The sequence below is a fragment of the Pseudomonas putida genome, assembly GCF_026625125.1.
In the GTDB taxonomy this organism is placed as follows: Bacteria; Pseudomonadota; Gammaproteobacteria; order Pseudomonadales; family Pseudomonadaceae; genus Aquipseudomonas; species Aquipseudomonas putida_X.
The window spans coordinates 1,255,441-1,279,337 of record NZ_CP113097.1 but is presented as its reverse complement, the minus strand read 5'-3'; the positions used below and the strand labels follow the sequence as shown (position 1 = coordinate 1,279,337).

The window sequence follows — 23,897 nt, the reverse complement described above, 5'->3', positions numbered from 1 at the left end:
AGTAGTTGGCGGTTTTGCCTACTGGGCAAGGCGGGTTGATCACGCAGAAAAGCACCCTTTTCAGGGTGCCTCTTCGGTTGCCGCGCCCGAGGTAGAGCCCTCTTTGTGCAACAGGCTGCTCAACTGACCAACGGCCTGCCGGTTACTCTTGCGCACCGCCTCGACAAAAGCCGGATACGGCATATCGGTGATCGCCACCAAGCCAAGGTGCCCGTTCTCACCATCGAGCAAGCGCCCGCTGGCGGGCTGGTCGAGGTATTGGAACCAGTGGGCACCGACGATCATCGGCTGCGCCAATGCCGCCTTGAGGAAGTTGCCGTAGGCCGGCCCCCGCTCCTCTTCACGTGCCACTTCCACCGGCCCCGGCCAGAAAGGCCCACGGTCACGCGAACCGAACTGGAATTCGGACACCAGCACGGGCTTGTCCAGCTCGGCCAGGCGGGCGAAGTCGTAGCCGTCGTCGGGTTTGAGGGTATAGAAGTTGAAGCTCAGCACGTCGCAGAACTCGGCGCAGGCCTTGACCGCTTCGGGTGTGCTGACGGCAAAGCGCCCGCCCAGCAGAAGGTGGTTGGGCGCATGCCAGTTCAGCGAATCGGCGATGGTCTTGAAATAGGTTTCAGCGAACACCTGCTGGAAGTGCTGGTAATCGCGTTCGATCTCAGGGTGCTCGGGGTTGGGCAGCGGCGCCTCGAAGCCCGGGTCTTCCATCAACTCCCAGGCTTGCAGGTCGATGCCCCAGGCCTTGGACAGCCCCTGCTGGTTGCGGTACTTGTCGCGCAATTGCTTGAGAAAAGCACGCTTGGCCGGCACATCGGTTGTCAGACGCAGGGTGCCATAGGCAAGGCCGTAACGGGCCTTCGGGTCGTTGCCAGGCGCAGCCCAGGCCAGCTCGTTGTCGGCGAAGTAACCGATCAGCCAGGGGTCATCCCGGTGGTCACGTGCGGCGATGGCCACGGCACGCTCGGTGGCCATGGCGAAACGCGGATCGAACGGGTCTGGCATGCGCCCCCACCAGTCCATGCCTGTGCTGATGCTGGCATAGTCACCGACGATCGACAGCGGCAGTGTATAAGGCATGCGCTTGGCCTGGCCGAGCTCGGGGTCGCTCCAGTTGCCCAGGGTGTTGAAGCCCCAGGCCTGCAACCGGTCGAGCGTGTGCGCCTGCCAACGAGCACTGTCCAGCGCAGGCGGCGGGCAGGGCGTGGCAGGTTGCGATTCGCCCTCTGGCGGGCAAGGCTTGCCATGGGCGCGGTGAATGTTGGCCGCATAGAAATCGAACCAACGCCCTTTCTTGAAGTTGCGCCCCTGCGACGAGGCATTGCCATCATCGTTGTTGCTCTCGCCATAAAAGGCGCCGAGTGCGTCACCTTCGCCCGGTAGCGCCTCGAACATGCCTTCGCGCCCTGCGACATAGGTACGCCCGCCATCGGCAGCCACGGCATTGACGCCCAACGAGTAGAACGGATGGCCATCGGGGGTTACCAGGTGCCAGCGGCCGTCACGCTTTTCGGTACGGAAGAAACCCTTGGCCTCGAACGCCGGCCCCGCCAGCAGCCCGCCGTAGATGTCCAGTTGTTGCTCGTGATGCTCGGCCAGCCAGGCCTTGAGCTGTTGCTGCTCGCGGCTGTCGGCAGCTTTCAGTTGTTCATCGTTGACCACCTTCTCGGGCCAGCGGCTGCGGGTGGACTGGCCGTAAGCGTCGATCAGTGCGTGGTAGGCGGCCTGGTAGGCAAGGTCATCGTCCTGGATACCGACCTTCTCGATCAGCAGGTTCTGCGCAACCTTGGGGCCGGGAATGCTCAAGCTGACGGAAACCACCTGCTTGAGATCGACCTCACCGGCGCTGCTGGTCAGCAGCAACCGTTGCCCCTCATGGTTCCAGGGCATCGGCGGGCCGGCGCGCATGCCCTGGCTAAGGGGGGAACTGGCCTTGAGCGGCACCATGACCGTCTGCGCAGGCCCTGCCGGCAGGTCGATGCGGCTGGTCAGAGTACGCCCGTCGCTGCCCAGCACTGTGACATCCACGGTCAGCGCCCAATCCATGGCACTTTGCAAGCGCAAGGTCAGAAACTGCCCAGCCGACCAATCCCATGCGCCACTCTGTGGGCTCAGGCGCAGGGTAGGCCGTTCAACCGGGTTGAACACCACCCGCCGCAACACCTCGCCTTCTGCGGTCTGTTCTGCGTTGTACTGCGGCATCCCCGCCCCTTCGGTCACCACATTGACGACCGAGGCCGGGCGCACGAAGCTGAACAGCGTCTGCTGCCCGGCCAGTGCAGATGCGCAGAACAACAAGGTGAGAACAGCAGGCAAGGTGCGGCGAATCATAGGGCTCTGGCTCTCCTGTGAGGCCCTCATGGGCCCCCGACAGCGTGGTGGACAACGGGCCGGCACATCATGCTCCGGCCTTCAGGAAATCTCCCGCCGGAAGGGCGGTAGCGCATTGAGAATAGCCTTGCCGTAGCGTTGGGTGACCAAACGCCGGTCAAGCAAGGTAATCACGCCCCGGTCCTGTTCGGTACGTAGCAGGCGACCACAGGCCTGGATCAGCTTCAACGATGCATCGGGCACGGCAATTTCCATGAAGGGGTTGCCACCGCGGGCCTCGATCCACTCGGCCAGCGCCGCCTCGACCGGATCGTCAGGCACGGCGAAGGGGATCTTGGCGATCACCACATGCTCGCAATAGGCACCGGGCAGGTCGACGCCCTCGGCGAAGCTGGCCAGACCGAACAACACACTGTGCTGGCCATCATCGACCCGCGCCTTGTGCTTGTTCAGGGTCTCTTGCTTGGACAGGTTGCCCTGGATCAGCACCAGCTTGCGCCAGTCGCGGTCCAGGCCGTCGAACACTTCCTGCATCTGCTTGCGCGAGGAAAACAGCACCAGCGCACCGCGGGCATCTTCGACGATGTTCGGCAGCTCGCGGATGATCGCAGCGGTATGCGCTGCGGCATCACGCGGGTCGGCCTTGAGGTCGGGCACCCGCAGCAGGCCGGCATCGCCATGCACGAACGGGCTGGGCACCACGCAGGTCACCGCATCGCGCGGCAGGCCCGAGCGCATGCGGAAACGGTCGAACTTGCCCAGCGCGGTCAGCGTCGCCGAGGTGACCAGCGCGCCATGGGCAACGCTCCACAGGCTACGCCGCAGCATTTCGGCTGCCAGAATGGGGCTGGCGTTGACCTCGATGTCGAACAGCGCCCCGCTTTCGGCCAGGGTCAACCAGCGGGCCATGGGCGGGCTGTCCTCTGGGTCCTCGGCCGTGAAGGCGGTCCACAGCTCCCAGTTGCCCTGGGCGCGGGTGACCAGGCTGCCGAACAAGGGATACCACTCTTCAGCCTGGTGGCTGGCGATACCGATGTTGACCTCGCCGTCCATGCCTTCCTTGAGCAGGTCGGCCAGGCGGGTGAACAGATCGTTGAGGCGGGCGAAGCCCTTTTTCAGCTCGATGCCGACTTCGCGGATCTGTTCGGGCACCACGCCGCCTTCGAAGCGATAGCGCGGGCGCTCTCGCCCCTCCACGTCTTCGCTGGGGCGGAAGTCGGCGACTTGCTCGCACAAGGTGAACATGAACTGTTGCTGGGTGCGGATTTCCCGCGCCAGCTCCGGCACCTGCTCGATCAGCTTACCCAGATCGCCCGGCAAAGGGTGCTGGGCCAGCAGCTTGGTCAGGTTCTTGGCGGTCTGCTCCAGCCAGTCGGCAGTGGAACACAAACGCGAAAAGTGGGCGAAATGGCCGATGGCCTTGTCGGGCAGGTGGTGGCCTTCGTCGAACACGTACATGGTGTCGCGCGGGTCAGGCAGCACCGCGCCGCCGCCCAGGGCCAGGTCGGCCAGGACCATGTCGTGGTTGGTGACGATCACGTCGACCTTACCCATGCCTTCGCGGGCCTTGTAGAACACGCACTGCTGGAAGTTCGGGCAGTGGCGGCCGGTACATTGGCTGTGGTCGGTGGTCAGCCGCGCCCAGTCCTGGTCTTCCAGGGCTTCGGGCCAGCTGTCACGGTCGCCGTCCCAACGATTGCCGGCGAGCTTCTCGATCATGCTGTTGAACAGCTTCTGGCTGCGCTCGTCGACCTCGATATGAAAGCCCTCTTCCTCGAACAGCTGTGCAGTGGCCGATTGCGCGTGGCCCTCCTGCAGCAGGATGTCGAGCTTGGACAGGCACAGGTAGCGGCCGCGGCCCTTGGCCAGGGCGAAGCTGAAGTTCAGACCGCTGCTGCGCATGAGGTCGGGCAGGTCCTTGAAGACGATCTGTTCCTGCAAGGCCACGGTCGCGGTGGCGATCACCAGGCGCTTGCCAGCAGCCTTGGCGGCCGGGATTGCGGCCAGGCTGTAGGCGACCGTCTTGCCGGTACCGGTGCCCGCCTCCACCGCGACCACGGCAGGCTCGCCCGCGCGGCGGCCTTCGTCGTCGCAGGCAATGTCGCCCAGGACCTTGGCCACTTCGGCGATCATCAGGCGCTGGCCATAACGCGGCTTGAGGCTCTTGGCTTCGAGAAAACGCGAGTAGGCGCCCTGGATGGTGGCTTTGAGTTCGTTGCTGATCATGGTCTGCAGGCGCCCGAAGGGCTGGATATATTTTCAGTGTTTCGCATGGGGCGGCTATCATACCCCGCTATTGCCCATTGTGCCGCATGGAGATCCGGATGCTTGCCTTTGCCCTCCCCTACACACTGCATGTCCTGGCCGCCCTTGTGTGGGTCGGCGGCATGTTCTTCGCCTGGCTGGTGCTGCGCCCTGCCACGGTTGCAGCCCTTGAGGGGCCTGCCCGGCTTCGGCTCTGGGTGGACGTTTTCCGACGTTTCTTCAGATGGGTCTGGCTGGCGATCGCCATTCTGGCGATAAGCGGTGTCGGCATGTTGCACCTGCGCTTCAACGGCTTCGAGACAGCCCCCAGGTATGTGCAGGTGATGATGGGGGGCGGGATCGCCATGTTCGCGCTGTTCATGCGGATCCAGGCGCTGTTGCTGCCTGAACTCAAGGCCGCGGTGCAAGCCGAAGACTGGGCCGCAGGCGCTGCGGCGCTAGGCCGGATCCGGCGCCTGGTGGGGGCCAACCTCCTGCTGGGGTTGGCGGTGGTGACGGTAGCCAGTTCGCGGTTACCGGCCTAGCAAGGTCGCGCCTTGGTCAGCCACGGCGCGGCAGCGCTGCCGGCCGCGGTATGGACATCACATGGAAAATGCCCGTCAGCAGTATCTGCAAACGATCGAACCAGCGGTGGCTGCGCCCACGCAAGCTGCCGTTGAAGAACAGCACTTCCAGAAAGTGCAGGCCCAGCAAAGCAATGCCCGCAGCATTGATCAACAGGTTGAACGGCAGCGGCTGCGGCAGCATCAGGTTGAACATCACCACGCCCCAGAAAGCGATAGTGAGAGTCTTACCCAGGCCCAGAATGAATTTCATCTGCTGCTCCCATCGCTGCTCAGTTAAGGTGCAGGTCCACCCGCCGGTTGTGCGCACGGCCTTCTTCGGTGTCGTTTTCTGCCACCGGCTCGCTCGCCCCGCGCCCCTCGCTGGTCACCTTCTGCGGGGCCAGGCCCTGGCTGATCAGGTACTGTGCGACGCTGGCGGCACGCCGCTCGGAGAGGGCCTGGTTGTAACTGTCGGACCCGACATTGTCGGTATGGCCAACCACCTTGATCCGCGATACCCCCAGCTCGTTGAGCCTGGGTAACAGGCTTTGCAGCCGTTGCTGGCTGCCCGCCGTCAAATCGGCGGAGTCGAACGCGAACATCACCTGGCCCTGGTCGTCGAGGGAGATCACCTCGGGCTGCGGCTCGGGCGCAGGTTGGCTGGGCGGATACTGCGGCAGCGGGCAGCCCACATGGTCGACGGCGGTGCCGGCAGGCGTGTCGGGGCAACGGTCACGGCGATCGAACACGCCATCCTCATCTTCATCCCCATCCTGGGCGTAACAGATCAGGCCGCCGGCGATCGCACCCAGGGCGCCACCGCCTGCAGCCCAGCTCGAGCTTTCTATAGCGCCCAGGCCGCCGCCCGCCAGCCCACCGAGCAGGCTGCAGATGGGCCAGGTCCGTTGATTGAGGGGCGCACTGCCGTCACTGTGGGTGGCGCAGCCTGCCAGCAGGCTGGAAACCACCAGCAACGGCAGCGCCGCCTTTGACATGACACTCATGATGAATGCTCCTGTGTCGTTGGCCGCAACCGGCCTACAGGAGTAAAGACGCGCCCGCGCCACTTCTCAAGGCGCAGGCGCACGCCGTCAGCGCTCGATCCTGATCTCGGTGCGACGGTTCATCGAACGCCCATCGGCTGTGGCGTTGTCCGCTACAGGCTGGGTTTCGCCGGCACCGACCACGGACACGAAGCTGGCGCGTGGCACCCCGCTCTCGACCAGGTAATCGGTCACCGAGTGGGCACGGCGCTCGGACAGGTTCTGGTTGTAACTGTCGGAGCCAACGCTGTCGGTATGACCGGTGACGCTCAGTCGAGCGCTCGGTGCTTCCTGCTTGAGGCGCGTGGCAATGGTGTTCAGGCGCTCCTTGTCGGCTGCGGTCAGGCGCGCAGAGTCGAACTCGAAGTGCACGTCACGGATGACGATGACTTCCTCTTTCTGCACCACGACTTCCTCGACCACGGGCGCCGGCTCGGGCGGGCAGCCATTGGCATCGACCTGCACACCACGAGGTGTGCCAGGGCACTTGTCACGGCTGTCCGGCACACCATCACCATCCTCGTCGCCATCGCCCTTGGCCCAGCAATAGCCAGCTGCCAGGCCGCCGCCCAACAATGCACCCCAGCCAGCCCAGCTGGAGCTTTCGATGGCACCCAGGGCAGCACCGCCCACGCCCCCGACGGCAGCACACTTCGGCCAGTCGGTTTTTTGCAAACCTGCACAACCAGTCAACACACTGGTGAGCAGTACCAGGGGTATCGCTGTGCGTACTATGCTCATTTCGTAGCTTCTCCTAGGGGGAATCGGCATAAGGCCGATCCATGGGAGTAAAGACCGCACATCTGATCCCTGCCAGCAATAAGCCACGACACGGTCATACGGCGCTTTGCCCACGGCCGACAGCCCGTTAGTCTTGGAAGACCTGAACGAGGATTGGCAATGACCGACGGTTTTTCCCAACGTACACCCCAGCAGGCCCTGGCGGCCCTGCTGGAGCGCTTCACCCCGCAACGTCTGCTGCTGGTAGGCACGCGCTTTCCTGCCCTGGAGGCCTTTGCCCAGGCACACCCGCAGGTGACGATCGAGATCTGCCAGCCAGGCGCGCTTGCAGCGCCCGTGGCCGCACAACGCTTCGACCTGGCATTGCTGGTGGACTGCCTGGAGCACTTGCCCAAACGCACTGGCCTGGAGTTGTTGGGCGGCATCCGCAACCTCAACGCCAGCCGCGTCGCGGTGCTGGCCGACCTGCGCGCCTGTGGCTGGCAGGAAACCGATTTTTTTGCCCTGGCCCTGTCGGCCAGCGAGAAATTCCGCCGCGACGAGCAGGTCTTGAGCTTGTTCACCTATGATCTACATGACTACAAACAGGTCCCCGACTGGCTCAACGCCAGGTTCTGGGCCAACCCTGAAAACTTCGGCAAGTACTGGTGGTGATGAATGAGTGTCTCGGTTTGCCCCTGTGGCAGCGGTAACCTGCTGGACGCCTGCTGCGGGCACTACCATGCCGGCACCCCGGCGCCGGATGCCCAGGCACTGATGCGCTCGCGCTACAGCGCCTACGTGCTCGGCCTGATCGATTACCTGGTAGCCACCACCTTGCCAGCCCAGCGAAGCGGTCTGGATCGCAGCGCGATAGCGGCCTGGAGCGCACAGAGCACCTGGCTTGGCCTTGAAGTGGAAAACGCCGAGGTGCTCGGGGGCCAGCCCGAACATGCTTTTGTCACGTTCACTGCGCGCTGGCACGATCTGGAGGGTGATCACCAGCACCGCGAGCGCTCCGCCTTCGTGCAGCATGACGGGCGCTGGTACTTCATCGACCCGACCGTAGCGCTCAAGGCTGGCCGCAATGATCCCTGCCCCTGTAACAGCGGTCAGAAATTCAAGAAGTGCTGCGCCGGTTACGTGGGTAACTGAGGGTGATCGCCTTGGCCCGCCTGTTCCTGCTCAGCGCTGCGCTGACGTTGCTGGCGGGTTGCGCGATATGGGGCGACGATGACTGGCGCGACCCGCAGGTGCACCTGGTCAAGGTCGAGACAGTCAAGGCGCGCTTGCTGGAGCAGGAGTTCGTCTTGCACCTGCGTATCGACAACCCCAACGACAGCCGCCTGTTCATTCGCAACCTGGCGTATTCGGTCTGGCTCAACGACCTGATGCTGGTAGAGGATCAGGCCAGTATCTGGCGCAGTGTCGGCGGGCATGCCCGGCGCACCTTCAAGATCACCGCGCGGACCAACCTGTGGCGCCAGCTCAAGCCGTTGGCCAAGCTGCTCAAGAGCGAACAACCGCTGCACTACCGCTTGCAAGGCGACCTCGAGACCGGGCTGATCATCCACCGGGACCTGCACTTATCGCGCAGTGGTGAGATAATCCCCGGTGATTTCATACCGGAGTAACCCTGCAATGACCCAACAACCCCATGTTCATGGCCCCGACTGCAACCACGGACACGATCATCACCACGATCACGACCATGGCCATGTGCACGGCCCGCATTGCAATCACGGCCATCAGGAGCCGGTTCGCAATGCCCTGAAAGACGTCGGCCGCAACGATCCATGCCCGTGCGGCAGCGAGAAGAAATTCAAGAAGTGCCACGGGGCCTGATCAAGCGCTGAGCGGCAAGCTTCAAGCTGCTGGAAAAAGCAGGCCCGCACCTGGTGCAGCTTGAAGCGACCGACCGCTGGTAAATAAAGCGTCCCCGCACCTTGCACGGCGCCTGCGCGCTCACTACCTTAGCGCCATTCGAACCCCGCCACGCCTTGCAGGAGCCTTTGTCATGGCCGCCCCCGTCCTTCCGCCCTTCCGCCCACGGTTCGCCACCGCTGCCACGCTGCTCGGCATGCTCGCGCTTGCCGGTTGCCAGTTGGGCGGCTATCAGGACAGTGTGCCACCGACCACCGGCGTGCAGCCGCTCAAAGGCCTGGCGCAGAATGTTTCGGTACGCCGTAACGCCATGGGCGCACCGCTGATCGAAAGCAGCAGCTTCCATGACGCCCTGTTCAGCCTCGGCTACGTGCACGCCGGCGACCGTATCGAGCAAATGCTCGCCATGCGCCTGCTGGCCCAGGGCCGCCTGGCGGAATTGGCCGGAAGCGAGGCGCTGGACATCGACCGCCTGATGCGCGCTGCCAACCTCAAGCACAACGCCGCCGAGCTGTACGCCGATGCTTCGCCCCGGCTCAAGCGCTTCTTCGAAGTCTACGCCCGCGGGGTCAATGCGTATCTGTTCCGCTACCGTGACAAATTACCGGTCAACCTGGCCAGCAGCGGCTACCGCCCCGAATACTGGAAGCCCGAGGATTCGGCGCTGGTCTTCAGCCTGTATGCCTTCAGCCAGTCAGTGAACCTGCAGGAAGAACTCAGTGCCCTGACCCTGGCGCAGAAGGTCGGCAGCGATAAGCTGCCCTGGCTGCTGCCTGGTGCGCCAGACGAACCCCTGGCTGACGCTGAGGTGGAAAAGCTGAAGGGGCTGAACCTGAGCAGCCAACTACCGGGCCTGGCCGCGCTCACAGCCGCCAGCCAGAAGCTCGCCGACCTCGACCTGCTTGGCAGCCCGGGGTCGGCCAACCTGGCCCTGGGCCCGCAACGCAGCCGCAGCGGCAAAAGCCTGTTGGCAAGCGACAGCCGCGCCGCCTGGGCCTTGAGCCCGGTGCAGATCCACACCGGCAAGTACCAGGTTGCAGGCCTGTCGCTGCCGGGCCTGCCCATCGTCCTGGCCGGCTACAACGGCAAGCTGGCCTGGAGCAGCAGCGCGGTAATGGCCGACAACCAGGACCTGTACCTGGAGCGGCTGCGCCATCAGGGCACCCAGGTCAGCTACCTGGCCGACGGCAAGTGGCTGCCCGCACGCGCACGCAGCGAAACCTTCTTCATCCGCGGCCAACGCCCGCTGCGCGAAGTGATGTACGACACCCGCCATGGCACCCTGCTCGCCCAGCCCGGCAGCCCCAGCCTAGGCCTGGCCCTGAACTTGCCGCAGCTCAAGGGTGATCGCAGCCTGGATGCGCTGTTCGACCTGACCCGAGCGCAAACCGTGGAACGCGCGTTCGACAGCACCCGCGAGGTCACGGCGGTGGCACTCAACTTCGTGTTCGCCGAACCTGAGCATATTGGCTGGCAGGTCAGCGGCCGCTACCCGAACCGCCGTGAGGGCCAGGGCCTGCTGCCATCCCCGGGCTGGGAGGGTCGCTACGACTGGGACGGTTACGCCGACCCGATGCTGCACCCCTACGACCAGGATCCACCGAGCGGCTGGATCGCCCATGCCAACCAGCGCAGCTTGCCGCGCGGCTACGGCATGCAGCTGTCCAACACCTGGTATTACCCCGAACGCGCCGAGCGCCTTGGCGAGCTGGCCGGCAATGGCCGTCACGACAGCCGTAGCCTGATGGCCCTGCAGAACGACCAGCAGACGCTGCTGGCCGACAAGCTCAAGCAGATGTTCGACGCCCCAGGCATGGCCCAACCGCTCAAACAAGCGATCGACGCCCTGCCAGCCGCCCAGCGCGACAAGGCCCGCGACGCGCTGGCCCGCCTCAAAGCCTTCGATGGTCGCTTGAGCCCGGTCTCAGCGGATGCCGCGCTGTATGAACTGTTCCTCCAGGAAGTGGCGCGCCAGACCTTCCTCGACGACCTCGGTCCGCAATCCAGCACTGCCTGGCAGGCGTTCGTCAGCAATGCGCGCCTGTCCTACTCGGCCCAGGCCGACCACCTGCTTGGCCGCGAAGACAGCCCGTTCTGGGATGATCGCAGCACGGCGCAAAAAGAAGACAAACCGGCCATTCTGGCCCGCAGCCTGGCCGCTGCCGTGGATGCCGGCAATGCCCAGCTGGGTGCCGACCGCCGCGCCTGGCAATGGGGCAAATTGCACCAATACCGTTGGCCTGCCCCTGCGTACCACGGCCTGGGCGATGCGCTGAGCCGTTCGCCCCAGGCGGCCGGCGGTGACTTCAGCACCGTGGCCCTGACGCCCTATGCGTGGGGCAGCGATTTCGACACGCACCTGCCGGCCTCGGCGCGCATGATCGTCGACTTCGGCCAGGCAGAACCCCTACAGGTACTGACCAGTACTGGGCAATCCGGTAACCCGGCCAGCGCCCATTACAGCGACGGGCTAGATGCCTGGTTCAAGGGCCGGTTCATGAGCCTGCCACTCCAGCCGCAGCATTTTGCCCGGGCCTATGGCAACCAGCGGCTGACCCTGGTACCCGGACGATAGGTCCGGTTTCCATCTGCATCCCTGCCGCCTCGCTGCTTAGCATCCCTTCTTGCCGCGCTCGTTCACACAGCGAGTGCGGTCAACCCATCAAAGAAGGATGTTCAGCATGAGCAAAGAAACCCTGACAATCGAAGTGTCCTGGCCGGCATCGCTGGCCGTGCCGGAGGGCAGCACCATTGATCTTCAGCTGTGGGCCGGCAACGAGCAAGCAGGCTACAGCATGATCGACGGCGAGTTCTCGACGCCAGCGACCACGTCGCCAGCCACCCTTGAAATCTCTTACGACAGCCAAGACCTGCAGAGCCAGGACGGCACCACCACTTGGGAATACTTCCATACCTCCCCAAGGCTGGTGCAGGGTGGCTTCATCAAGAACATTGCCCACGCCGAAAAAATCAGCGTGGCGCAGACCAAAGGCGCGGCCTGGAAAATGGCGCTGCGCTGAATAGCCCCACAGCCAGCCCTGCGCTGCAGGGTTGGCTACCAACACCACGCGAACTTCCACGCCACGCTGATGCTCTGAGCCTGTAAGCCCTCTTGCCAGGCATCGCCATGGACCTCGTCATCGCCCGCCCCGAAGGCCTGTACTGCCCACCCGGTGATTTCTACATCGACCCTTGGCGGCCGGTGGAGCGCGCCATCATCACCCACGGCCATGGCGATCATGCCCGTCGTGGCAATACACATTACCTGACCGCCGCCCCTGGGGCCGGCATCCTGCGCAGCCGCCTGGGCCAGGATATCGACCTGCAGGCCCTGGCCTACGGCGAGCGTATCCGCCACCACGGCGTCACCCTGAGCTTGCACCCGGCCGGGCACGTACTGGGCTCGGCACAGGTACGCCTGGAACATGACGGCGAAGTCTGGGTGGCCTCCGGGGACTACAAGGTCGAGCCGGATGCTACCTGTGCGCCGTTCGAGCCGGTGCGCTGCCACACCTTCATCACCGAGTCGACCTTCGGCCTGCCCATCTACCGCTGGCCCAGCCAAGCAGAGGTATTTGCAGGGGTGAATGAATGGTGGCGGGCCAATCGCGACCAAGGCAAGGCCAGCGTGTTGTTCTGCTATGCCTTCGGCAAGGCCCAGCGAATACTGCATGGCCTGGATCCGAGCATCGGGCCGATCCTGGTACACGGCGCAGTAGAGCCACTGAACCAGGTATACCGAGAGGGCGGTGTACATCTGCCACAAACCCTCTATGCCGGTGATGTTCCCCGTAATGACCCGCTCATGCGCCAGGCCATCGTCTTGGCGCCCCCTTCTGCTGCCGGCAGCAGCTGGATGCGTCGCTTCGGTGATTACAGCGACGCCTTCGCCAGTGGCTGGATGCTGCTGCGCGGCACGCGACGCCGGCGCGGCGTAGACCGCGGTTTCGTACTTTCCGACCATGCAGACTGGCCTGGGCTGCTATGGGCCATCGAACAGACAGGGGCCGAGCGGGTCATGGTCACCCATGGTTCGGTCAACGTGCTGGTGCGCTACCTCAGTGAGCGTGGCCTGGACGCGCGAGCGTTCGTTACCGAGTACGGTGAAGAGGATGACACGCCAGCCACGGAAGCTGAGGCATGAAGGCCTTTGCCCAGCTGTACCTGCGCCTGGATGCCACGACCTCCAGCAATGCCAAGCTGCAAGCGTTGAGGGAGTACTTTGCCGCAGCGCCCGCCGAGGATGCCGCCTGGGCTGTGTATTTTCTTTCCGGTGGCCGGCCACGGCAGTTGGTCCCCACCCGGGTGCTGCGCGAACTGGCAACGGCATTGGCCGGGCTGCCGGGCTGGCTGTTCGAAGAAAGCTACCAGGCCGTGGGCGACCTGGCGGAGACCATCTCTTTGTTGCTGCCTGAAAACCAGCAAGGGAGCGACAGCGGGCTGGCCTACTGGGTCGAAGCCCATCTGCTGCCATTGCGTGGGCTGCCCGCCGAAGAGGTCCAACAGCGCCTACCGCCACTGTGGGCACAGTTGGATCGCCCCAGCCTGATGCTGTGCCTGAAGCTGATCACCGGCAGCTTTCGCGTGGGCGTGTCCAAGCTGCTGGTCACCCGGGCACTGGCGCAACTGGCCGGGCTGGATGCCAAACGCATAGCGCAGCGCCTGGTCGGCTATACCGACATCAGCCATCGCCCCACAGCCAACAGTTACCACACGCTGGTCGCCGCTGAATCGGCCGATGAACATCGCCAACGGGGTGGCCAACCTTACCCGTTCTTCCTGGCCCATGCCCTGCAGGCCCCGATCGAACAGTTCGACGCCCTGCTCGGCCCGCCCAGCGCCTGGCAGATCGAATGGAAGTGGGATGGCATCCGCGCCCAAGTGGTCAAGCGCGACGGCCATGTCTGGGTATGGTCACGTGGCGAAGAGCTGGTTACCGAGCGCTTCCCGGAGCTGCACAGCCTGGCGCAGAACCTTCCCGACGGCGTTGTGCTCGACGGTGAGATCCTGGTCTGGAAGCCTGACGCCAGCAGCGACCAGGCACTGGCCGTGCAACCGTTCGCGCTGCTGCAGCAGCGCATTGGCCGCAAGACGCTGGGCAAGAAGCTGCTGGCCGATGCTCCGGTGGTACTGCAAGCCTACGATTTGCTGGAGTGGCAAGGCGAGGACTGGCGAAACCGCCCCCAACACGAGCGCCGCCAGCAATTGCAGCGTCTGGTCGACGCCTACCCCTTGGCCCCGGTACTGCTTTCGCCTCTGCTCGAAGGGGCGGACTGGCACGCGCTTGCCATCCAGCGCGAACGATCGCGCAGCCTGGGCGTCGAGGGCCTGATGCTCAAGCAGCGCGATGCGCTGTACGGGGTGGGCCGGACCAAGGATATGGGGGTGTGGTGGAAGTGGAAGATCGACCCGCTCAGCGTGGATGCCGTGCTGATCTATGCCCAGCGCGGCCACGGCCGACGCGCCAGCCTTTACAGTGACTACACCTTCGCGGTGTGGAACGCACCACCCGGCGACCCTGAGCGTGCCCTGGTACCTTTTGCCAAGGCCTACTCGGGCCTGAGCGATGAAGAAATGCGCAAGGTCGATGCAATCATTCGCAAGACCACGGTGGAGACCTTCGGGCCGGTGCGCAGCGTCAAGCCAACGCTGGTGTTCGAACTGGGGTTCGAAGGCATCGCCCTGTCTAAACGGCACAAGAGCGGGATAGCCGTGCGTTTTCCGCGCATGCTGCGCTGGCGCCTGGATAAACCTGTGGATGAGGCCGATGACCTGGCGACCCTGCAAGCGCTGCTGGCCTGAAGAAGCCAACACGGTGAAGCATACTGGCTAAAATTATGCTTCTATCTTTGTGCCGACCCGTGTCGCAGACCGTTTTCGCCACGCAGCCAGGACCACCATGCACCATTCGACACACGACCTGCTCTCGCCCGTACCGGGCATCATTCGCCAACTCCACAGCTTCCACTTCGGCCCCCGCGGTGGCGCCAAGGTGTACATACAGGCCTCGCTGCATGCCGATGAGTTACCCGGCATGCTGGTGGCCTGGCACCTCAAGCGTCGCCTGGCCGAACTGGAGCAGCAAGGGCGCCTGCGCCGCGAAATCGTCCTGGTGCCGGTGGCCAACCCGGTAGGCCTGGAGCAAGTGATGCTTGACGCACCACTGGGTCGTTTCGAATTACAGAGCGGCGAGAACTTCAACCGCAACTTCGTCGACCTTTCCGACACCATCGGCGACCAGGTGGAGGGCCACCTGACCCAGGATGCTGACCACAACCGTACCTTGATCCGCGAATACCTGCGCCGTGGCCTGGACGCACACCCGGCACACACACCACTGCAGTCCCAGCGCCTGACCCTGCAGCGGCTGGCCTGCGATGCCGACCTGATTCTGGACCTGCACTGCGACTTCGAGGCGGTGGAACACCTCTACACCACCCCGGAAGCCTGGCCTCAAGTAGAGCCGCTGGCCCGCTACCTGGGTGCCCAGGCCAGCTTGCTGGCCACCGATTCCGGCGGGCAGTCGTTCGACGAATGCTTCAGCCTGGTCTGGTGGCAGTTGCAGCAACGCTTCGGCAAGCGCTTCCCGATCCCATTGGGTAGCGTGTCGGTAACGGTCGAGTTGCGTGGCCAGGCCGATGTCAGCCATGACCTGGCCAGCCATGACTGCCAGGCGATCCTCGATTACCTGATTCACGCCGAAGTCATCGAAAGCCCTGCAGCGCCCTTGCCCCCCCTGCCCCGAGCCGCGACGCCCCTCGCTGCCGTAGAACCGATCTCGGCCCCGCTCGGTGGGCTGCTGGTGTACCACGCCCGCCCCGGTCAGTACCTTGAGGCAGGGCAACTGGTCGCGGAGGTCATCGACCCGCTCAGCGACCGGGTGACGGCCGTGCGCAACCGCCAGCCTGGCCTGCTGTATGCCCGCAGCGTTCGGCGCATGGCCACGACGGGCATGGTCATCGCCCATGTCGCCGGTGAACAGGTGTGTCGCAGCGGTTACCTGCTGGCCAACTGACCCGGTAAAACCAAACCAGCGGGCCGATGGTCAGTAGAAGCACAACCTTCGAAGGACCCGACGGCCCGATGCCAAGCCCTCCCGACATTGCCAATGCCTGGTTTCGCATGCGCAACTGGACGCCCTTCGCCTTCCAGCGGCAAACCTGGGCGGCGGTCGAGCGTGGCGAGTCGGGGCTGCTGCATGCCAGTACCGGCGCCGGCAAGACCTACGCCCTGTGGCTGGCCGCACTGCGCGCCTTCGCCAAGCAGGGCGCAGGGCGGCAGCCGGCGCCATTGCAGGTCTTGTGGATTACCCCCATGCGCGCGCTGGCGGCCGATACCGCACGCGCCTTGCAAGCGCCGCTGGACGACCTTGGCCTGAACTGGAGTGTCGGCGTGCGCAGCGGCGACACCGGCAGCGCCGAGCGCGCCCGGCAGGCCCGGCGCCTGCCGAGTACATTGATCACCACCCCCGAGAGCCTGACCCTGCTATTGACGCGGGCCAAAGCCTGCGATGATTTCGCCAGTCTGCGCATGGTCGTGGTGGATGAATGGCACGAGCTGCTCGGCAACAAGCGCGGCGTACAGTTGCAATTGGCCCTCGCCCGTTTGCGTCGCTGGCAACCGCAACTGGTGACCTGGGGGCTGTCTGCCACCTTGGGCAACCTGCCGCATGCACTCGAGGTGCTGGTGCCCAACGGTGGCCGGCTGATAAAGGGCCGCCAGGACAAGCGCCTGGTAGTCGACACACTCCTGCCCGAGGCCATCGAACGCTTTCCCTGGGCAGGGCACATGGGGCTGAAGATGCTCGCTCAGGTCGCCCGGGAGCTCGATACCAGTGCCAGCAGCCTGGTATTCACCAACACCCGTGCCCAAGCCGAGCTGTGGTACCAGGCCCTGCTTGACGCCCGTCCCGACTGGGCTGGGCAAATTGCCCTGCACCACGCCTCGCTGGCCCGCGCAACCCGCGACTGGGTGGAACTGAGCCTCAAGCAGGGCACGCTCAAGGCCGTGATCTGCACCTCCAGCCTGGACCTGGGTGTGGACTTCTTGCCCGTGGAACGGGTGTTGCAAATTGGCTCGGCCAAGGGCGTCGCCCGCCTGATGCAACGGGCTGGGCGCTCCGGGCACGCGCCGGGGCGCCAGTCACGGGTCACCCTGGTGCCGACGCACAGCCTGGAGCTGGTCGAGGCCGCAGCCGCACGCAGTGCAATTGCGGCAGGCCATATCGAGGCCCGTCGCTCCCCGCGGCTGTGCATGGATGTGCTGGTTCAGCACTTGGTCAGCATGGCGCTGGGCTGCGGCTTTCGCCCCGCTGAGCTACTCACCGAGGTACGCAGCACCTGGGCCTTCGGCGATTTACGCGACAGCCAGTGGCAGTGGGCATTGGATTTTGTCTGCCACGGCGGCAGCTCGCTCGGCGCCTACCCCGATTACCAGCGCGTCGAGGCCCACAGCGATGGTATCTGGCGGGTCGTCAGTGAGCGGCTGGCGCGGCGACACCGCATGGGCATCGGCACCATCGTCAGCGACGCCAGCCTGCAGCTCAAGTATTGGAGCAAAGGCGGCGGTGGCAAGCATCTGGGAAGTGTCGAGGAAGCCTTTATCGCCCGCCTGCGCCCGGGCGATACCCTGGTGTTCGCCGGGCGGATACTCGAGCTTGTCAGGGTGGAGAACATGACCGCCTATGTACGCCGCAGCACTGCCCGCAAAGCCGCCGTAGCGCGCTGGAATGGCGGGCGCATGCCGCTGTCCAGCGAGCTGGCCGATGCCCTGGTGGAAAAACTCGACGCCGCAGCCCACGGCCACTTCGACGACCCTGAAATGCGCACGGTGCGGCCCTTGCTCGCACTCCAAGGGCAATGGTCGGCCTTGCCCACCACGCAGACGCTGCTGGCCGAAACCCTTGCCACACGCCAAGGCTGGCACCTGTTCGTCTACCCGTTCGCCGGCCGCATGGCCAACCTTGGCCTGGCCAACCTGATTGCCTGGCGGGTCAGCCGCAACCAGCCGCTTTCGGTATCCATTGCCGTCAGCGACTACGGCTTCGAACTGCTTAGCCCAGCCCCTGTGGACTGGGCGAGCCACCTGCCCGCAGCGCTGTCCACAGAGCACCTGCTGGACGATGTACTGGCCAGCCTGAACGCCAGTGAAATGGCCTTGCGGCGCTTTCGCGAAATCGCCCAGATCTCCGGGCTGGTGTTCAGCGGGTACCCTGGCGCGCAGAAAAGCACCCGGCAGATCCAGGCTTCCAGCGGGCTGTTCTACGAGGTATTTCGCAAACATGACGCCGATAACCTGCTGCTTGGCCAGGCGCGCGATGAGGTACTGCGTGAAGAACTGGAGATCGAACGCTTGCAAGATCAATTGGCGAAAATGAGCAAGCTGCGCCTGGATGTGCGTGAGCTTCGACGGCCCGGGCCCTTGGCTTTCACCCTACTGGTCGAAGGTATGCGTGAGACCCTGAGCACAGAAAAGCTGGCCGATCGCATTGCGCGCATGGTGGCGGACCTCGAAAAAGCCGCAGGCACGAAAGCATGAGCAAGCACCTGACCATCGAGCATTGCGGGCAAACGCTGTGGCTGATGCCAGACCGCGCGCTCTATTGGCCGGCACGCCGCGCATTGCTGGTCGCGGACGTGCATATCGGCAAAGCCGCCAGCTACCGTGCGCTACACCAACCCGTGCCGCGCGGCACCACCGAAACCACACTCAAGCGCCTGAACGCACTGCTGGCAGCCTGTGACTGCGAGCAGTTGATCATTCTTGGCGACTTCTTGCATGCCCGAACTGCCCAGGCGCCTGCCACCATGGCGCAGCTGAAGGCTTGGCGAGAACAGCACAGTGGTTTGCGCATCGTACTGGTACGCGGTAACCACGACCGCCATGCCGGTGATCCTCCAGCCGACCTGAATATCGAGGTAGCAGAAGAACCTTGGCTGCTGGCACCGTTCGCGCTTCAGCACGAACCGGTCGCCCACCCCGAACACCCCGTGCTGTGCGGCCATGTGCACCCGGTATTCGTCCTGCGCGGCCGCGCTCGCCAGCGGCTCAGGCTGCCCTGCTTCCTGATGGACCAGCAGGTCAGCCTGTTACCGGCGTTCGGCGAATTCACCGGGGGGTGGAATGTCGAACCCAGGCAAGAGAGCCGTATCTATCTTGCGGGCACAGACCAGGTCTGGGCCCTGCAAGGGTGATCTCATCGAGGGTTCATGCCACCGGCGCAGGCGGTGGTTCGTCGGGCAGGGTTGGCTCACCCGGCTCCATGGGCGGCGTGTCGCCAGGTTGAGCCGGTTGCGGGGTATCCGGGTCGGGCTGACCTGGCACTCCGCCCAGATGCATGGGAGCCGGGTGGGCCAGCAGGGACCACGCCAGCAAGCCGATCTGGTTGGGCTGCAGAACAGCCAGCTTCGCACTGATTGCGGGATCGAGTTTCATAGGCAACTCCTGACAAGGGCCGCCACGCTTCATGCATGGCGGCACTGTTCACTAGCTTGGAGTGCCCGAGCGAAAACTAATTCCCCGCGCTCGTCGGCTCAGGTGCGTGGCAGGGTGACGCCGCGCTGGCCCTGGTACTTGCCACCACGGTCTTTGTACGACACTTCGCATTCTTCGTCGGATTCGAGGAAGAGCATCTGCGCCACGCCTTCGTTGGCGTAGATCTTGGCCGGCAACGTGGTAGTGTTGGAGAACTCCAGCGTCACATGGCCTTCCCACTCTGGCTCGAGCGGGGTGACGTTGACGATGATGCCGCAGCGGGCATAGGTGCTCTTGCCCAGACAGATGGTCAGGACATTGCGCGGAATGCGGAAGTATTCCACGGTGCGGGCCAGGGCAAAGGAGTTCGGCGGGATGATGCAGACATCGCTCTTGATGTCGACGAAGCTGCCGGCGTCGAAGTTTTTCGGGTCGACGGTGGCCGAGTTGATGTTGGTGAACACCTTGAATTCATCGGCGCAGCGCACGTCGTAACCGTAGCTGGAGACGCCGAACGAGATCACCCGGCTGTCGTGCTCGCCGCGCACCTGGCGCTCGACGAACGGCTCGATCATGCCGTGTTCCTGCGCCATGCGGCGAATCCACTTGTCCGATTTGATGCTCATGGCGGGGTGTCCTGAGAGTTGCGAGGTGAAAAAACGAGAAGCGCATATTACCGGTCCCGGCGCTCAGGTTAAAGTTCCATACCGTATCCCGCGCCAGACGGGGCTTGCGGCCGCCGCCGATCCGAATTTCATCAAAGGCTGTTTTGGAGATTGGCAGGTCGTGGAAAGTGGGTTAAGGTGACGCCACTGTGCTGCACGTGACACCGAGAATCTCTAGTTTGATGCACGATCCTGATCGCACCATCGCTGAATTTTCTGCTCTCTTTGCACTCAGTCCCGGCCAGGGTTTTTCCTGACCGTTATCTACTTTGTCCAAGGAGACAGAAAAATGTCCAACCGTCAATCCGGTACCGTTAAGTGGTTCAACGATGAGAAAGGCTACGGCTTCATCACCCCTCAGTCGGGCGACGATCTGTTCGTACACTTCAAAGCCATCCAAGCTGACGGCTTCAAAACCCTGAAAGAAGGCCAGGCTGTTACTTTCGTCGCTACCCGCGGCCAGAAAGGCATGCAGGCTGAAGAAGTTCAAATCGCCTAAGTCGATTTAGCTTCCTAGCTTTCAAAAGAACCCGCCATCAGGCGGGTTTTTTTATGCCTTGGAAAAGGCGCTGCAGGCCATTGTGACCGCGGGTCAGTGTCGCCAAAGGGCTGCAAGGCAGCCCTGCCAAATCGGCCGCAGCACTGTACCGGGGTATCAATCTTCGCTGATGGTAATGCTCGGCATCGCGGGCGCAGCCGCTTCCTGCAATACGATCCGCGCCCCAACCTGGCGCGCCAGTTCCTGGTAAACCATGGCGATCTGGCTTTGTGGCTCGGCAATCGCAGTCGGCTTGCCGCTGTCGGCCTGCTCACGGATCAGCATCGACAAGGGCAGTGAAGCCAACAGTTCCACCCCATACTGCGCCGCCAGCTTCTCGCCACCACCTTCACCGAACAGGTGCTCGGCATGGCCGCAATTGGAGCAGATGTGCACCGCCATGTTCTCGACCACGCCCAGCACCGGGATGTTGACCTTGCGGAACATCTCCACGCCTTTCTTCGCATCCAGCAGCGCCAGGTCCTGCGGCGTGGTAACGATCACCGAGCCTGCAACTGGAACCTTCTGCGCCAGCGTCAGCTGGATATCGCCGGTACCTGGCGGCATGTCGATCACCAGGTAATCGAGGTCATCCCAGGCAGTCTGGGTCACCAGTTGCAGCAGCGCACCAGAAACCATCGGGCCACGCCATACCATGGGTGTGTTGTCATCGGTGAGGAACGCCATCGACATGACTTCAACCCCATGCGCCTTGATCGGCACGAACCACTTCTGCTCGCGAATCTGCGGCCGCGTGCCTTCGGCGATACCGAACATCACGCCCTGGCTGGGGCCGTAGATATCGGCGTCGAGGATGCCCACTCGTGCCCCTTCGCGGGCCAGGGCCAAGGCCAGGTTGGCGGCGGTGGTCGACTTGCCGACACCGCCCTTGCCCGAGGCCACGGCAACGATGTTCTTGACGTTGGCCATGGCCGGCACCTGGGCCTGAGCCTTGTGCGCGGCGACTACGCAGTCGATCGTTACCTGGGCCGAGCTGACACCGTCAAGGTTCTCGATCGCGGTCTGCAGCACCTGCGCCCAGCCATTTTTGAACAAACCGGCGGCATACCCCAGCTGCAGCTGCACAGCGACCTGCCCGCCCTGGATGTCGATGGCACGCACACAGCCGGCGCTGACCGGGTCTTGGTTCAGATAAGGGTCGGTGTACTGACGAAGCACGCCTTCGACGGCGGCACGGGTGACGGCACTCATGGAGGCTCCCATTGGCATACGATTAGTCGAACAGGCGCCTATCCTAACCCGTCAATCGTCAGCCGTTGCGCCCATGGGGTGAAATATATTCGCCAGCCCTTTATAGTGGCCGATCACCTTCAATTTACCCCGAGCCAGATAAGTAGCCGAGCCACCATGTCCGAGCCACGTCAGATTCTCGTCACCAGCGCCCTGCCCTATGCCAATGGGTCCATCCACCTTGGCCATATGCTCGAGTACATCCAGACGGATATGTGGGTTCGCTTCCAGAAATTGCGCGGCAACCAGTGCATCTATGTCTGTGCCGATGACGCCCACGGTTCGGCCATCATGCTGCGCGCCGAAAAGGAAGGCATCACGCCAGAGCAACTGATTGCCAACGTCCAGGCCGAGCACAGCACCGACTTTGCCGACTTCCTGGTGGATTTCGACAATTTCCACTCCACCCACAGCGAAGAAAACCGCGAACTGTCGAGCCTGATCTACTCGCGCCTGCGCGACGCCGGTCACATTGCCACCCGCTCGGTCACCCAGTACTTCGACCCTGAAAAGGGCATGTTCCTGGCCGACCGCTTCATCAAGGGCACCTGCCCCAAGTGCGCGGCCGAGGATCAGTACGGCGACAACTGTGAAAAATGCGGCGCCACGTACGCCCCGACCGAGCTGAAAAACCCCAAGTCGGCCATCTCCGGGGCCACCCCGGTACTGCGCGACTCGCAGCATTTCTTCTTCAAGCTGCCGGACTTCCAGGCCATGCTGCAGCAGTGGACCCGCAGCGGCACCCTGCAGGATGCGGTGGCCAACAAGCTCGCCGAATGGCTGGATGCCGGCCTGCAGGAATGGGATATCTCGCGTGATGCGCCGTACTTCGGCTTCGAGATCCCCGGCGAGCCTGGCAAATACTTCTATGTCTGGCTGGATGCGCCGATCGGCTACATGGCCAGCTTCAAGAACCTCTGCGCGCGCCGCCCGGAGCTGGATTTCGATGCGTTCTGGAACAAGGACTCCAAGGCCGAGCTGTACCACTTCATCGGCAAGGACATCGTCAACTTCCACGCCCTGTTCTGGCCTGCCATGCTCGAAGGCGCAGGCCTGCGCAAGCCGACAGCGGTCAACGTGCACGGCTACCTGACCGTCAATGGCGCGAAGATGTCGAAATCGCGCGGCACCTTCATCAAGGCCCGCACCTACCTGGATCACCTGCAGCCCGAATACCTGCGCTACTACTACGCCGCCAAACTGGGGCGCGGCGTCGATGACCTGGACCTCAACCTTGAGGACTTCGTGCAGAAGGTCAACTCCGACCTGGTCGGCAAAGTGGTCAACATCGCCAGCCGCTGCGCAGGCTTCATCCACAAAGGCAACGACGGCGTGATGGTTGCCGGCGACGCCGCCCCGGAGCTGACCGAGGCCTTCCTGGCTGCGGCTCCGAGCATCGCTGACGCGTATGAAGCCCGCGACTTTGGCCGTGCCATGCGCGAAATCATGGCCCTGGCCGACCGCGCCAATGCATGGATCGCCGACAAAGCGCCCTGGTCGCTGGCCAAGCAGGAAGGCAAGCAGGACGAAGTGCAGGCGATCTGTGCCCAGGGCATCAACCTGTTCCGCCAGTTGGTGATCTTCCTCAAGCCGGTATTGCCGGTGCTGGCCGCCGACGCCGAGGCGTTCCTGAATGTCGCGCCGCTGGCCTGGGACGACCACCTGTCGCGCCTGGAAAACCACACGCTCAACCCGTTCAAACCCCTGATGAGCCGCATAGAACCTGCCAAGGTCGAAGCCATGATTGCCGCCAGCAAGGAAGACCTGCTGGCAGCCGAAGGCCAAGCCCAGGCGCCGGCCGGCAATGGCGAACTGGCCAAGGACCCGCTGTCGGCAGAGATCGAATTCGACACCTTCGCGGCCGTCGACCTGCGCGTGGCGCTGATCGTCAAGGCCGAAGCGGTGCCAGGTGCCGACAAGCTGCTGCAACTGACCCTGGACATCGGTGACGAGCGCCGCAACGTGTTCTCGGGTATCAAGTCGGCTTACCCTGACCCATCCCTGCTCGAAGGCCGGCTGACCATGATGGTTGCCAACCTCAAGCCGCGGAAAATGCGCTTTGGCATTTCCGAGGGCATGGTCATGGCAGCAGGCCCTGGCGGTGAAGAAATCTACCTGCTCAGCCCTGACAGTGGCGCAAAACCAGGCCAGCGTATCAAGTAACCTCCCCCAAGCCCCGGCCTCA

22 protein-coding genes are annotated in these 23,897 nt (G+C 63.9%); 14 read left to right on the top strand and 8 right to left on the bottom strand.

Annotation, left to right across the window (positions count from 1 at the left end; genetic code table 11):
* Positions 1-60: 60 nt before the first annotated feature.
* Together OSW16_RS05870 and dinG are read right to left on the bottom strand one after the other, a co-directional pair.
* Complete coding sequence (locus OSW16_RS05870) at positions 61-2,328, bottom strand: beta-galactosidase (RefSeq protein ID WP_267821464.1); 2,268 nt, start codon at positions 2,326-2,328, stop codon at positions 61-63.
* Positions 2,329-2,409: 81 nt separating this feature from the next.
* Positions 2,410-4,554: an ATP-dependent DNA helicase DinG gene (dinG, locus tag OSW16_RS05865; RefSeq protein WP_267821462.1), complete on the bottom strand. Its 2,145-nt coding sequence runs from the start codon at positions 4,552-4,554 to the stop codon at positions 2,410-2,412.
* A 98-nt stretch (positions 4,555-4,652) separates the two neighbouring features.
* Here dinG and OSW16_RS05860 point away from each other — a divergent pair, with 98 nt between their 5' ends.
* Positions 4,653-5,117: a CopD family protein gene (locus tag OSW16_RS05860; protein WP_267821460.1), complete on the top strand. Its 465-nt coding sequence runs from the start codon at positions 4,653-4,655 to the stop codon at positions 5,115-5,117.
* A 16-nt stretch (positions 5,118-5,133) separates the two neighbouring features.
* On the opposite strand, the gene OSW16_RS05855 is transcribed toward OSW16_RS05860, so the two are convergent.
* The 3 genes from OSW16_RS05855 to OSW16_RS05845 form a co-directional block, all read right to left on the bottom strand.
* Entirely contained in the window at positions 5,134-5,409 is a 276-nt protein-coding gene (locus tag OSW16_RS05855; RefSeq protein ID WP_241804898.1) for a DUF1145 domain-containing protein, read from the bottom strand.
* Positions 5,410-5,428: 19 nt separating this feature from the next.
* Entirely contained in the window at positions 5,429-6,142 is a 714-nt protein-coding gene (locus OSW16_RS05850) for an OmpA family protein (protein ID WP_267821458.1), read from the bottom strand.
* An 87-nt stretch (positions 6,143-6,229) separates the two neighbouring features.
* Positions 6,230-6,922, bottom strand: coding sequence for an OmpA family protein (locus tag OSW16_RS05845; protein WP_241804896.1), 693 nt, complete (start codon positions 6,920-6,922; stop codon positions 6,230-6,232).
* 159 nt (positions 6,923-7,081) lie between these two features.
* Here OSW16_RS05845 and OSW16_RS05840 point away from each other — a divergent pair, with 159 nt between their 5' ends.
* From OSW16_RS05840 to pdeM, 11 genes are all read left to right on the top strand, one after another.
* Positions 7,082-7,576: a DUF6231 family protein gene (locus tag OSW16_RS05840; RefSeq protein WP_267821455.1), complete on the top strand. Its 495-nt coding sequence runs from the start codon at positions 7,082-7,084 to the stop codon at positions 7,574-7,576.
* Between the two features lie 3 nt (positions 7,577-7,579).
* Positions 7,580-8,056: a YchJ family protein gene (locus OSW16_RS05835; protein WP_241804894.1), complete on the top strand. Its 477-nt coding sequence runs from the start codon at positions 7,580-7,582 to the stop codon at positions 8,054-8,056.
* Between the two features lie 2 nt (positions 8,057-8,058).
* On the top strand, positions 8,059-8,535 hold the full coding sequence (locus tag OSW16_RS05830; RefSeq protein WP_267821452.1) for an LEA type 2 family protein: 477 nt from the start codon (positions 8,059-8,061) through the stop codon (positions 8,533-8,535).
* A gap of 7 nt (positions 8,536-8,542) precedes the next feature.
* Positions 8,543-8,746: an SEC-C metal-binding domain-containing protein gene (locus OSW16_RS05825; protein WP_012313055.1), complete on the top strand. Its 204-nt coding sequence runs from the start codon at positions 8,543-8,545 to the stop codon at positions 8,744-8,746.
* 172 nt (positions 8,747-8,918) lie between these two features.
* Complete coding sequence (locus tag OSW16_RS05820) at positions 8,919-11,360, top strand: penicillin acylase family protein (RefSeq protein ID WP_267821450.1); 2,442 nt, start codon at positions 8,919-8,921, stop codon at positions 11,358-11,360.
* Positions 11,361-11,466: 106 nt separating this feature from the next.
* Complete coding sequence (locus OSW16_RS05815) at positions 11,467-11,805, top strand: hypothetical protein (protein ID WP_241804891.1); 339 nt, start codon at positions 11,467-11,469, stop codon at positions 11,803-11,805.
* A 107-nt stretch (positions 11,806-11,912) separates the two neighbouring features.
* Complete coding sequence (locus OSW16_RS05810) at positions 11,913-12,929, top strand: ligase-associated DNA damage response exonuclease (protein WP_267821448.1); 1,017 nt, start codon at positions 11,913-11,915, stop codon at positions 12,927-12,929.
* Positions 12,926-14,587: an ATP-dependent DNA ligase gene (locus OSW16_RS05805; protein ID WP_267821446.1), complete on the top strand. Its 1,662-nt coding sequence runs from the start codon at positions 12,926-12,928 to the stop codon at positions 14,585-14,587. Before OSW16_RS05810 ends, OSW16_RS05805 begins: the two co-directional genes overlap by 4 nt.
* 97 nt (positions 14,588-14,684) lie before the next feature.
* Positions 14,685-15,800, top strand: a complete 1,116-nt coding sequence (locus OSW16_RS05800; protein WP_267821444.1) for a succinylglutamate desuccinylase/aspartoacylase family protein — start codon at positions 14,685-14,687, stop codon at positions 15,798-15,800.
* Between the two features lie 68 nt (positions 15,801-15,868).
* Positions 15,869-18,322, top strand: coding sequence for a ligase-associated DNA damage response DEXH box helicase (locus OSW16_RS05795; RefSeq protein ID WP_267821442.1), 2,454 nt, complete (start codon positions 15,869-15,871; stop codon positions 18,320-18,322).
* Entirely contained in the window at positions 18,319-18,978 is a 660-nt protein-coding gene (gene pdeM, locus OSW16_RS05790; protein WP_241804886.1) for a ligase-associated DNA damage response endonuclease PdeM, read from the top strand. Before OSW16_RS05795 ends, pdeM begins: the two co-directional genes overlap by 4 nt.
* A gap of 13 nt (positions 18,979-18,991) precedes the next feature.
* Here the strand turns inward: pdeM and OSW16_RS05785 are convergent, their stop codons facing one another.
* Positions 18,992-19,219: a hypothetical protein gene (locus OSW16_RS05785; protein WP_012313047.1), complete on the bottom strand. Its 228-nt coding sequence runs from the start codon at positions 19,217-19,219 to the stop codon at positions 18,992-18,994.
* 98 nt (positions 19,220-19,317) lie between these two features.
* Entirely contained in the window at positions 19,318-19,884 is a 567-nt protein-coding gene (gene dcd / locus OSW16_RS05780) for a dCTP deaminase (protein ID WP_145187793.1), read from the bottom strand.
* Positions 19,885-20,212: 328 nt separating this feature from the next.
* On the opposite strand from dcd, the gene OSW16_RS05775 reads away from it, so the two are divergent.
* Positions 20,213-20,422 carry a cold-shock protein gene (locus OSW16_RS05775; RefSeq protein ID WP_016488765.1) on the top strand — a complete coding sequence of 70 codons (210 nt, stop codon included), beginning with the start codon at positions 20,213-20,215 and terminating at the stop codon, positions 20,420-20,422.
* Between the two features lie 156 nt (positions 20,423-20,578).
* On the opposite strand, the gene apbC is transcribed toward OSW16_RS05775, so the two are convergent.
* Positions 20,579-21,673 carry an iron-sulfur cluster carrier protein ApbC gene (gene apbC, locus OSW16_RS05770; RefSeq protein ID WP_267821432.1) on the bottom strand — a complete coding sequence of 365 codons (1,095 nt, stop codon included), beginning with the start codon at positions 21,671-21,673 and terminating at the stop codon, positions 20,579-20,581.
* A gap of 156 nt (positions 21,674-21,829) precedes the next feature.
* On the opposite strand from apbC, the gene metG reads away from it, so the two are divergent.
* On the top strand, positions 21,830-23,875 hold the full coding sequence (gene metG / locus OSW16_RS05765; protein WP_267821430.1) for a methionine--tRNA ligase: 2,046 nt from the start codon (positions 21,830-21,832) through the stop codon (positions 23,873-23,875).
* Positions 23,876-23,897: the final 22 nt, after the last annotated feature.